This window comes from Mycobacterium paraffinicum (assembly GCF_001907675.1).
In the GTDB taxonomy this organism is placed as follows: Bacteria; Actinomycetota; Actinomycetes; order Mycobacteriales; family Mycobacteriaceae; genus Mycobacterium; species Mycobacterium paraffinicum_A.
In genome coordinates this window covers 17885-29176 of the sequence record NZ_MPNT01000052.1, presented here as the reverse complement: position 1 = coordinate 29176, position 11292 = coordinate 17885, and the positions used below count along the sequence as shown (strand labels likewise).

Here is an 11292-nt window from a genome sequence, read left to right as displayed (position 1 = left end):
CCAACCGTCACTGAAGCCCTGATGCAGAACTGTCACTGATGTCCTGAGACATCACAGCCGACGTGGTTGAGCCCGCACGCCCGCACCGGTGGGCCCCGACGCCGACACCGTCGGCACCGCCCGGGGCGACGATGCCGGGTCTGGCGTACCTGGTCGGCCAGCTGACGGCCGACGCGCGCGGGTCGGTGAGCGCCAGGGCGCGCGCAAGGCGGGCGGCCCAGCCCGATCTCGTCGAGGTCCCCGCGGCGGCCGCGGCCCAGGCCGAGGCGTCGCAGGCGCGGCGCCGGCGGGCGGATGTCACGCAACTCGGCCGCCGTTACGAGTACCTGGACGCAGAACCGTCGGCGAGCGCCTCGGATCGGGGCGCGGAAACCCTGGGCTTCGCCGGAACCGCGCCCGCCAAGAGGGCCGCCGCACCGGCCGGATTGACGGCGCTGGGCGACGATGCCTTCGACGGTGCAGCGCGCACGCCGATGCTGCCGCACACTTGGGACTACGGCCCGTCCGCACCGTGAAGGGGCTGGGGCACAACGGTATTCGTCGGCGCACGGCGGACCACCGGAAAACGGAGTCCGGGCCTTAGCCAACCGTCGTCCGCAAACGGGGGAAGAGCGGTAGCCTAACCCGCATGCAGAACGCGTCGGTGGTCTCCCTGCTGCGTGAACGCGCGGGTCTGCAGCCCGACGAGATCGCGTTCCGCTACACCGACTACGAACACGATTGGGCGGGCGTCACCGAGACGTTGACGTGGGCCCAGCTGTACCAACGGACCCTGAACGTCGCGCACGAGGTCAAGCGGCACGGCGCCGTCGGGGACCGGGCCGTGATCCTGGCCCCGCAGGGCCTGCCCTACATCGTGGCGTTCCTGGGCGCGATGCAGGCCGGGCTGATCGCGGTGCCGCTGTCCGTTCCGGCGGCGGGCTCACACGACGAACGGGTCAGTGCCGTCCTGGCCGACACCGCGCCCACCGTCGTCCTCACCACGTCGCCCGTCGCCGGGACCGTTAGCGAGTACCTCCAGCAGCCGGGCGCGGCGACGACCCCGGCCGTCGTCGAAGTCGATGCGCTCGATTTGGACGACACCTCCGCGCCGAGCATCCGGCTCAGCGGCGCGCCCGGCACGGCGTACCTGCAGTACACGTCCGGCTCGACGCGTTTGCCGGCCGGGGTGATGATCTCGCACCGCAACCTGCACGTGAACTTCCAGCAGCTGATGGCCGCCTACTTCGTCGAGTTCAACGGCTTTCCGCCACGCGAATCCGCCGCCGTGTCCTGGCTGCCCTTCTACCACGACATGGGGTTGGTGTTGGGCGTCATCGCGCCGATCATGGGCGGTTATCGCGGTGACCTGACCAGTCCGGTGGCCTTCTTGCAACGACCGGCGCGCTGGATCCACGCGATGTCGATCGGCACACCGGTGATGTCGGCGGCCCCGAACTTCGCCTTCGAATTGGCCGTCCGAAAGACCAAGGACGCCGACCTGGAGGGCGTCGACCTGGGCAACGTGCTGGGCATCGTCAGCGGCGCCGAACGCATCCACCCCGCCACGCTGGACCGGTTCGCTAAACGCTTCGCCCCCTACAACTTTGACGACCGCGCGATGCGCCCGTCCTACGGATTGGCCGAGGCCACCGTCTACGTCACCAGCCGCGCCACCCGCGGCGCCCCGCGGGTCGTTCACTTCGAATCCGAGAAGTTGTCGGAGGGCGCCGCGGAACGGTGCTCGCCAGACAGCGGCTCGCCGCTACTGAGCTACGGCATGCCGACGTCGCCGGCGGTGCGGATCGTCGACCCCGACACCCGCCGGGAACTCCCGGCGGGTTCGGTCGGCGAGATCTGGGTCCACGGCGAGAACGTGGCCGGCGGCTATTGGCAAAAGCCCGAGGAGACCGAACGCACCTTCTGCGGCATCGTGGCCGACCCGGCCCCCGGCACACCGGAGGGACCGTGGCTGCGCACCGGCGACCTCGGGTTCGTCTCCGAGGGCGAGATGTTCATCGTGGGCCGGATGAAGGATCTGCTGATCGTCTACGGCCGCAACCACTATCCCGAGGACATCGAGTCGACGGTGCAGGGCATCACCGGGGGCCGCGTCGCGGCGATCTCGGTGCCGGTGGGCGAGACCGAGAAGCTGGTGACCATCATCGAGATGAAGAAGCGCGGCGACTCCGACGAGGAGGTCGCGCGCCGGTTCGCCGTCGTCAAAAACGATGTCACCGCGGCGATTTCGAGTTCACACGGTCTCAACGTCGCCGATCTCGTGCTGGTGCCACCGGGGTCGATTCCCACCACGACGAGCGGCAAGATCCGGCGCGCCGCCTGTGTCGAGCAGTACCGCCGTCAGGAGTTCACCCGGCTGGACGGCTGAGCGCCGCGCCTAGGATTGCGACTCGGCGAGGAAGCGGTCCACCACGTCAGGGCCCGTGGAGTGCAGCGCGATGGACAGCTCCAGCAGCCTGTCCTTGACCTTCTTGGGCAGCAACTCGATGGACTTCGTGGTGGCGGAGTCATACTTAGACCCCGGAAAGCGTTGCAGGACAACGTCCTTTTGCTCTTCCGTGGTGTAGATCTCCAGCAGCTTCATCCCCGCGAACGCTTCCTTCGCCGAGTCGGCCATTCCCGCTTTCGCCAGCGCCTCGAGCCGTTCCTCGTTGATCCAGACGTTGACCTTGATCGTTTTGGCGTCACCGCTCATGATCGGGCTCCCTCCAACGGGTTCAGCGTGAACACGGGCGGCCGGTCCGCCAGGTACTCCTCGGTGACGAACGGCGAGCCCCGGCCGTACTTCGCCGCGGCCTGGAGAACCACCTCGAACACCTCGTGCCGCATCACCTGTTGGGTCGGCTTCACCTCGTCGGTCAGGATGCTTCTGATCAGACTTCCGCTGAAACTCTGCGCCTTGGCGTAGTGCCCGCACAGCGCCGAGTTGGTCACTTCCCGGCACTCGGGGCAATACCAGTTCTCGCGCAGGAACACCGGTTTGATGCCCAGCTCCGACCGGTGTTCCTGCAGGAGGTTCTGCGCGTCGTACGGGTGGTAGAAGTCGCCGACGCCGGCGTGGTCGCGGCCGAACATGTGGTGCGTGCACCCGAGGTTGGTGCGCAGGATCGCGTGGAAGATCGCCTCCCGCGGTCCCGCGTATCGCATGTCCCACAGCGTGAAGGTCACCTTGTGGACGTCGTCCCGGAAGTATCCGCTCTTCCTGAGCTCCTCCTGCGTGAGCAGGATCGCCTCGTCGATGTAGTCGCCCACCCGCTTTTGCCCGATGATCGCGTTGACCAGAACGCCCGTGCTCAGGTCGTCGACCGGCTGGTCTTCGTTGGCGGCCAACCACGCCTGCTTCATCAGCGCCTCGTGCCCGGTGTGCGGGACGTTGCGGGTCTGATGCGCGACCACGTGCGTCCAGTTCTTCTCCGCGAGCGCGTCCTGGTGCTGCCTGGGCGTGAGCCAGAAGCTCTTGAAGGGCTCGTTGAACACCGGCTCGTTGATGAGCGTGACGTCCCCGGCGACGAACCGGTCCGCGTAAGCCAGCGTCTTCTTCACCCCCGGATGCCGGGAATCGGTTGTGCCGTAGGTCTTCTCAGCCAGGCGCTGCAGGTCGTACTGGTAGATCTCGGTGACGTCCAGGATGGCGATGGGAACGTCCAGGTACTCCAGCACGACGCTGGCCCCCTCTTGGACGCCCAGCGTCTCGATGTCGTTCCAGGACAGATCGAACACGATCGGGATGCTCCACAGCGTCCCGTCCGGCAACGCCAACTTGTCCAGCGTGGTGTCGACCTCCTGCCGGCCCATGAACCCGGTCAGCGGCGTGAAAAACCCGTAGGAAAGGCTGATGACCTCGTGCGCCGTCGCCTTAGAGATGGGCACCCGCGCCAGGCCCTGAATCCGGCTCGCCGCGTCCTCGGTGGACACCCGCTCCACGATCGGCTTGCCGTTGTGACCCGTATAGCTCATTCGTTGACCCTCGCTTCGCAGTCCAACACTTTCCTGGCAAACGTCGCCGGCGCCCGCGCCGATTCCTAAACCCCGACCGCCCCATCGTTGCTGCGCGCCAGCGCGGGGATGACGCCAACCTTCTCCAGGTGCGCAATCACCTCTTCGGCCAGCGTGTCCGCGTCCTTGGCGCCGCCCTCGAGTCGCAATTCCGGTTGCACCGGCGCCTCGTACGGATCGTCGATGCCGGTGAATCCCTTGATCTCGCCCGCGCGGGCCTTCTTGTAGAGGCCCTTGGGATCGCGCCTTTCGCAGATCTCGATGGGGGTATCGATGAAGATCTCCTGGAAGTCGCCTTCGAGCAGGGTTTCGCGCACCGCATCGCGGTCACGCCGGTAGGGACTGATGAAGGCCGTCAAGGCGACGACACCGGCCTCGCAGAACAACTTCGAGACCGCACCGATGCGCCGGATGTTTTCCTCGCGATCTTCGGCGGAGAAGCCCAGGCCGAACCTCTTGGCGAACGCCACGCCGTGGCGGGGCTCCAGCGTGTCCGGGCCGGCGTTGAGCCCGTAGCGGACGTTGTCCCCGTCGAGGAGATAGCTCCGGATGCCCCGCTCGTACAGCTTCTGCTCGACGGTGTTGGCCACTGTGCTCTTGCCGCTGCCGCTGAGCCCGGTGAACCAGAGGACGCAGCCCCGATGCCCGTTGAGCCGTTCCCGGCTGTCGCGGCTGATGTGGTGTTCGTGCCAGGTGATGTTGTTCGACATTTTCGGCTCCTCAACACCGATCTCGTAGCAGTCCTCCCACGACCTTCACCAGATCGCTCACCCAATCAAACAGGGTTGTCGCCGGTCGCTTACTTAAGATGACCAATTTACAGGAGTTTTCCGGTTCGCCGCCACCGTGCCGTCGCGGCCCCCGGCCCCGCGTTTGACCAGTTCCGGACGCCGCCGGTTGGGGCGCCGCCTTGCCGCGCCAGCGGGACGGGTCGCGCGACACCGGCGCCCATGGTTACGACCACGATGAGTCGAACGTCGCCGACGCGCCGCCGGTCAGGGCGACGATGCCGCGGTTTCGGCGGCGGCCAATTCGTCGCACAGGTGGTCCGCGAGATCGCGCACCGTGGTGATCTTGGTCGGGCTGATGCGCACCCCGGTTTCGGTTTCGATGCGGGTTCGCAGCTCCAGGTTTCCCAGCGAATCCAGTCCGTAGTCGGACAGCGGACGATCCGGATCGATTGTGCGGCGCAGCAACAGGCTGATCTGGCCGGACACCAGCCGGCGGATGGCGGTGGGCCATTCCTCGCGGGGCAGCGCCTTGAGTTCGGCCAGGAACTTGCCCGTGTCCGGATTGCCGCGCCCCATCGACTGGAACGCTTCGGCGAACCGGCTTCGTTGCGCGAACGAGGTCAGCCAGGGCGTTCCCATGATCGGCGCGTAGCCGGTGTAGGGGCGGTCGTAGCGCAGCAGCGATTCGAAGGCGTGGTAACCCTCCGCCGGCTTGATCGCGCTGCCGGCGTCTTCCACCAGCGCCGTGGCCCGGCCGACCTCCGACCATGCGCCCCAGGCGATCGCGCTGCCCGGCAGCCCCTGGCTGCGACGCCAGTACGCGAACGCGTCCAGCCAGCTGTTGGCCGCCGCGTACGCGCCCTGGCCCGGGGAACCGACCAGTGCGGCGGCCGAGGAGAACGAGCAGAACCAGTCCAGCGGCTGGCCCACGGTCGCGTGATGGAGGTTCCAGGCGCCGTAAACCTTTGGCGCCCAGCATATGTCGATGAGTTCGTCGGTGACGTTGGCCAGCGTGGCGTCCTGGACCACCGCGGCCGCGTGCAGCACCCCGCGCACCGGCAGTCCCGTCGCGGTCGCGCACGCCACCAGCCGCTCGGCCGTGCCCGGCTCGGCGATGTCGCCACGCTCCACCGCGATGTCGGCCCCGCCGGCGCGGAGACGCTCGATGTCTTGGCGGGCTTGCTCGTTGGGCGCCGAGCGCGAGTTCAGCACGATCCGTCCAGCGCCGCGCGCTGCCATCTCACCGGCCAGGAACAGCCCCAGCCCGCCGAGGCCGCCGGTGACGATGTAGGCGCCATCGCGGCGGAACGGCCGAACCCGCTCCGGCGGGACCGCGGCGACGCTGCGGCCCGCGCGGGGCACGTCGAGCACCACCTTGCCGGTGTGCCCGGCCGCCGCGACCAGGCGGACCGCGCCGGCCGCGTCGTGGATCGGGTAGTGCGTGGTGCGCGGCATGGGCAGCTCGCCGTCGGCCGTGTGACGGTACACGGTGGTCAGCAGGCGTCGGACGGTCTCGGGATGGCTGAACGTGAGCAACGCCAGGTCGACCGCGAACAGCGACAGGTTGCGGCGGAATGGGAACAGCCCGAGATGGGTGTCGCGGTAGATGTCCCGCTTGCCCAGCTCGACGAATCGGCCGCCGAAAGCCAGCAACTCGATTCCCGCGCGCTGCGCGGCGCCGGGCAGCGAGTTGAGCACGACGTCGACGCCGTATCCGCCGGTGTCACGGCGGATTTCGTCGGCGAACGCCGCGCTGCGCGAGTCGTAGACGTGCTCGATCCCCATGTCGCGCAGCAATTGCCGGCGCCGCGGGCTGCCCGCGGTCGCGAAGATTTCGCACCCCGCGGCCCGGGCGATCGCGATGGCCGCCTGCCCGACGCCGCCGGTGCCGGAGTGGATCAACACCTTGTCGGCCGGCGCGATGCGGGCCAGGTCGTGCAGGCCGTACCAGGCGGTCGCCGCGGCGGTGGGCACCGCGGCGGCGGCTTCCAGCGGAAGGTCGGGCGGGAGGGTGACCGCGTGCCGGGCGTCGGCGATGACGAAGGTGCCCCAGCAGCCGTTACCGGACATGCCGCCGACGCGGTCACCCACCCGGTGCGCGGTGACGTCAGGGCCGACGGCGGTCACCACGCCGGCGAAGTCACCGCCCAACTGCTGTTGGTAGCCCTCGAAGGTGGGATAGCGACCGAAGGCCACCAGCACGTCGGCGAAGTTGACGGTGGACGCGGCGACCGCGACCTCGATCTCCCCCGGCCCCGGCGGGACGCGGTCGAACGCGGTGAACTCCAGCGAGTCGAGGTCGCCCGGGGTGCGGATCTGCAGGCGCACGCCGTCCAGCTCGTGATCGACGACCGTGGTCCGCCGTTCGGCCGGGTGCAGCGGACCCGGCCGCAGCCGCGCGGTGTACCAGTCCCCGTGGCGCCATGCGGTCTCGTCTTCTCCCGAGCCGCTCTTCAACTGTGCCGCAACGTGTTCGGGCCCGGTCGTCCCGTCGACGTCGATTAGGGTGGCGCTCAGGTGCGGGTGCTCGGAATCGATCACCCGCAGTAGTCCGCGCAGCCCGGTCTGTTCCAGGTTGGGCACATCGCCGGCGGCCACGTACGCGGCATTCCTGCTGACCACGAAGAGCCGGGGCGACGCGCCGGGCAGCTCGGAGAGCTCACGGGCGACGGCCACCAGGTGCGACACGTAGTCGCGCCCGCGCCGCACCTCGTCGGCGCCGCCGACCGGCGGCGCGGTCACCACGACGACACCCGTCAGGCCCTCGAGCGGGCCGTGCCCGTTCGACACGGCCGGGCCGTTGCCGGACAGCAGCGTGCGCAGCCCGGCGGTTTCCACCGAGCCGACCGGCAACGACACCGTGGTGCAGCGGGCGCCGTCGCACAGCGCCTCGCCCAGCTGGTCCGTCAGCGGGTCCGTCGCCTCGCCCGCGCTGAGCAGCAGCCACGATCCCGGCTCGGCCCGGGCGGCATCCGGGAGTTGCCGCGGCTCCCATTCGATGGTCAACAACCGCTCGTTGAGCAGGCGCTCCGCCCGTTCGCGTTCCGAGACCCCGCCGGCCAGTCGCAGTCCCTCAACCCTCAGCAGCACGGCGCCGGACTGGTCCAGCACGTCGATGTCCGCCTCGCACTCGCCGGGGGCCGACGAGCGCACCTGCGCCAGGCAGTACTGCGCGTTGCGCGCAGAGGAATAGTTGCGCACCCGGCGCACGCCGACCGGCAGCAGCAGGCCGCCCGCGCCGGCCTGCTGCACCACCGGATGCACAACCACCGACTGAAAACACGCGTCCAGCAGCGCCGGGTGGATGGCGTAGCCCGACTGCCGGGAGCGGATCGCCCCGGGAAGCGCCACCTCCGCGAGCACCGTCGGGGTGTCCCCGTCGCCGACGAGCGCGGCGGCCAGACCCGAGAAGGCCGGTCCGTACTGAATCCCGATCGCGTCGAACGCCTTTCGCAATTCGGCGCCGTCCATGCCGGATGGATGATTGGCGATCAACGTGGCCATGTCGTGGGCGGGCGGCTCCGCGTCGTCCGCCCCCTCCGCGGCGCGCAGGACCGCGCGCGCCCGGCGTACGCGTTCGCCGTCCTCGTGGGTGTCCACGGTGAACTCGAGAACGCCGGGCGCGGTGACCGTCGCCGCCGACGACGCCCGCGTCCGGCCGTCCAGCAGCAGCGTCTGCTCCAACGTGATGTCGGTGACCTCGGACCGATCGCCCAGGACCGCACCCGCCGCGGTCAGCGCCATCTCGCAATATGCCGCACCGGGAAGCGCTGCCACGTGATGGATTTGATGGTCGCCGAGCCACGGGTGCGCCTCGGTGCCGACGTCGCCCTGCCAGACGTGGCGCTCGGGTTCCTCGTGCAGGTGCACGTGCGCACCGAGCAGCGGATGGACGGCCTGGACCGAGGCACCATGCGCCTGCTCCGTCGCCTCGCGGCTGAGCATGAGCCTGCGATGGGTCCAGGTCGGGACCGGCGCGTCCACCAGGCGGCCGGTCGGGTACTGGACCGAGAAGTCGACTGCTGCGCCAGCGCTGTGCACGTCGGCGACGAAAGCCCGCAAGCCCACCGGCAGCTCTTGCCCGCGGCGCATGGCCGCCAGCGCCGCGATCGGCATGTCCAGGCTGGCGGCGTTCTGCTCGACGGCGTGCGTGAGCAGGGGGTGCGGCGATAGCTCCCCGAAGACGCGGAAACCGTCCTTGAGGGCGGCCTGCACCGCCGCCGCGAATCGCACTGTGTGGCGCAGGTTTTCGGCCCAGTACTCGCCGGTGAACGACGGCCGTTCGCGGGGGTTCCACAGCGTGGCCGAGTAGTAGGGCACCTCGGGCTCCCTGGGCTCGAGGCCGGCGAGCGCCACGACCAGGTCGTCGAGGATCGGCTCCACCTGGGGCGAGTGCGATGCCACGTCCACCGCCACCTCGCGCGCCACCACGTCCTGCTCCTGCCAGGCCGCGACCAGGTCCCGGATCGACTGCGCGTCGCCGCCGACGACCGTCGAGGTGGGTGACGCGACCACCGAGAGGACGACGTCGGAGATCCCGCGAATGGACAGTTCCGAGAGCACCTGTTGGCCCGGCAGCTCCACCGACGCCATGGCGCCACTCCCGGCGAGCCGCCCCATCAGCCTCGAGCGTCGGCAGATGACGCGCACCCCGTCTTCCAGCGTCAGGCCGCCCGCGACAACCGCCGCCGCGGATTCACCGAGCGAATGACCGATCACCGCGCCGGGACGCACCCCATAGGACTTCATCGTCTCGGCCAGCGCCACCTGCATCGCGAAGATCGTCGGCTGCACCCGGTCGATGCCGGTCACCACCTCGGGCGCGGACATGGCCTCGGTGACCGAGAACCCCGATTCCGCGGCGATCAACGGTTCCATCGCCGCGATCGCCGCGGCGAAAACCGGTTCGGAGGCCAGCAGTTCGGCGCCCATCCGCGACCACTGCGAACCCTGCCCGGAGAACACCCAGACCGGCCCCCGGTCGTCCTGCCCCACGGCGGGTTCGCGCGGGACGTCGCTGCCGGCGACCTCGCGCAGAGCCGCGCTCAGCTCACCGAAGTCGCCGGCGGACACCACCGTCCGCACCGGCCGGTGCGCGCGGCGACGCGCGAGTGTGTAGCCAAGGTCCGGCAGCCCGGCCGGGCCGGCGCCACCGGCGTCGATCCAATCCGCCAGCCGGGCGGCCGTGACGCGCAGTTGCTCGGCGGACGTCGACGACACCGGAAACATCAAGGCCCCGTTGGCGTTCGGGGAGGCCGGCGGCGCTTGCTCCGGCGGTGCCTCTTCCAAGACCGCGTGCACGTTGGTGCCGGACATCCCATACGACGACACCGCGGCGCGGCGCGGGTGCCGGTCGCCGGGCCACGGCGCGTTGGCCTGCGGCACGAACAGTTCCGTCTTGATCGCGGCCATCTCGTCGGGCAACCGGGTGAAGTGGAGGTTCTGCGGCACCGTGCCGTGCTGTAGCGCGAGGATCGCCTTCATCAACCCCAGCGGTCCTGAGGTCGACTGCAGGTGGCCGAAGTTCGTCTTCACCGAGCCCAGCGCGCACGGCCCGGCGGTGCCGTACACGGCGGCCAGGCTCGCGTATTCGATCGGATCCCCGACCGGGGTGCCGGTCCCGTGCGCCTCGACGAAGCCGACCGTGGCGGCGTCGACGCCGGCGGTTTCCAAGGCCGTCCGGTAGACGGCCACCTGGGCGGTTTCCGACGGCGCCGCGATGTTCACCGTGCGGCCGTCCTGGTTGGCCGCGGTGCCGCGCAGGACGGCCAGGATGCGGTCTCCGTCGCGCTGCGCGTCGTCGAGCCGCTTGAGCAGCAGCACGACGCAGCCCTCACCGGAGACGAAGCCGTCCGCGTTCACGTCGAAGGCGTGGCAGCGGCCGGTCGGTGACAGCATGCCCTGCAGCGACCCCGAGACGGACTTCCGCGGTTCCAGGGTCACCGCGACGCCGCCGGCCAGGGCTAACTCGCTTTCGCCGGTGTTCAGACTGCCGCAGGCCTGGTGCACGGCCATCAGTCCCGACGAGCACGCGGTATCCACGGTGACGGCCGGGCCGTGCAGCCCCAGCGTGTAGGCGACCCGCCCGGACGCGAAGCTGTTGCTGGTGCCGGTGAACCCGTACGGCCCCTCGGCGGCGCCGCAGTCGGCGGACAGCAGTTCGTAGTCGCCGTGCGTCAGCCCGACGAAGACGCCGGTCTGCGAGCCCGACAACCGCGCGGGATCGAGGCCCGCATGCTCGATCGCGTCCCAGGATGTCTCCAGCAGCAAGCGGTGTTGCGGGTCGATCGCGGTGGCTTCGCGCTCGGTCATGCCGAAGAAATCGCAGTCGAAGCCGCCGACGTCGTCCAGGAAGGCGCCCCACCGCGTCACCGAGCGGCCGGGCACGCCGGGCTCCGGGTCGTAATAGAGGTCGGCGTCCCATCGATCGGCGGGAATGTCGCCCACGAAGTCAGCGCCGCGCAACAACGCGTCCCACAGCCGTTGCGGCGAATCGATACCGCCGGGAAGCCGGCAGGCCATGCCGATGACAGCAACTGGAGTGGCGGTTGCGACAGGCAACGTG

Annotated in this window: 6 protein-coding genes; 2 read left to right on the top strand and 4 right to left on the bottom strand. The window is 69.7% G+C overall.

Going from position 1 to position 11292, the window contains the following annotated elements; all coding sequences use genetic code 11:
- The first annotated feature begins 62 nt into the window (after positions 1-62).
- Both BRW65_RS29485 and fadD21 read left to right on the top strand, forming a co-directional pair.
- On the top strand, positions 63-515 hold the full coding sequence (locus tag BRW65_RS29485) for a hypothetical protein (protein ID WP_139273312.1): 453 nt from the start codon (positions 63-65) through the stop codon (positions 513-515).
- A 113-nt stretch (positions 516-628) separates the two neighbouring features.
- Complete coding sequence (gene fadD21 / locus BRW65_RS29480; protein ID WP_073880797.1) at positions 629-2368, top strand: fatty-acid--AMP ligase FAAL21/FadD21; 1740 nt, start codon at positions 629-631, stop codon at positions 2366-2368.
- Between the two features lie 9 nt (positions 2369-2377).
- Here fadD21 and BRW65_RS29475 read toward each other — a convergent pair whose 3' ends face one another.
- The 4 genes from BRW65_RS29475 to pks2 all read right to left on the bottom strand — a co-directional run bounded on the left by BRW65_RS29475 (position 2378) and on the right by pks2 (position 11288).
- A complete protein-coding gene (locus tag BRW65_RS29475) occupies positions 2378-2695 on the bottom strand; it encodes a DUF6955 family protein (protein WP_073880795.1) in 318 nt (105 codons plus the stop codon).
- The gene (gene sat / locus BRW65_RS29470; RefSeq protein ID WP_073880793.1) at positions 2692-3957 is read right to left on the bottom strand and encodes a sulfate adenylyltransferase; all 1266 of its coding nucleotides are present in this window, start codon (positions 3955-3957) and stop codon (positions 2692-2694) included. The genes BRW65_RS29475 and sat overlap by 4 nt, the downstream gene beginning before the upstream one ends.
- 65 nt (positions 3958-4022) lie before the next feature.
- Positions 4023-4706, bottom strand: a complete 684-nt coding sequence (gene cysC / locus BRW65_RS29465) for an adenylyl-sulfate kinase (protein ID WP_073880791.1) — start codon at positions 4704-4706, stop codon at positions 4023-4025.
- A gap of 285 nt (positions 4707-4991) precedes the next feature.
- Positions 4992-11288, bottom strand: coding sequence for a sulfolipid-1 biosynthesis phthioceranic/hydroxyphthioceranic acid synthase (pks2, locus tag BRW65_RS29460; protein ID WP_167374113.1), 6297 nt, complete (start codon positions 11286-11288; stop codon positions 4992-4994).
- Positions 11289-11292 lie beyond the last annotated feature (4 nt).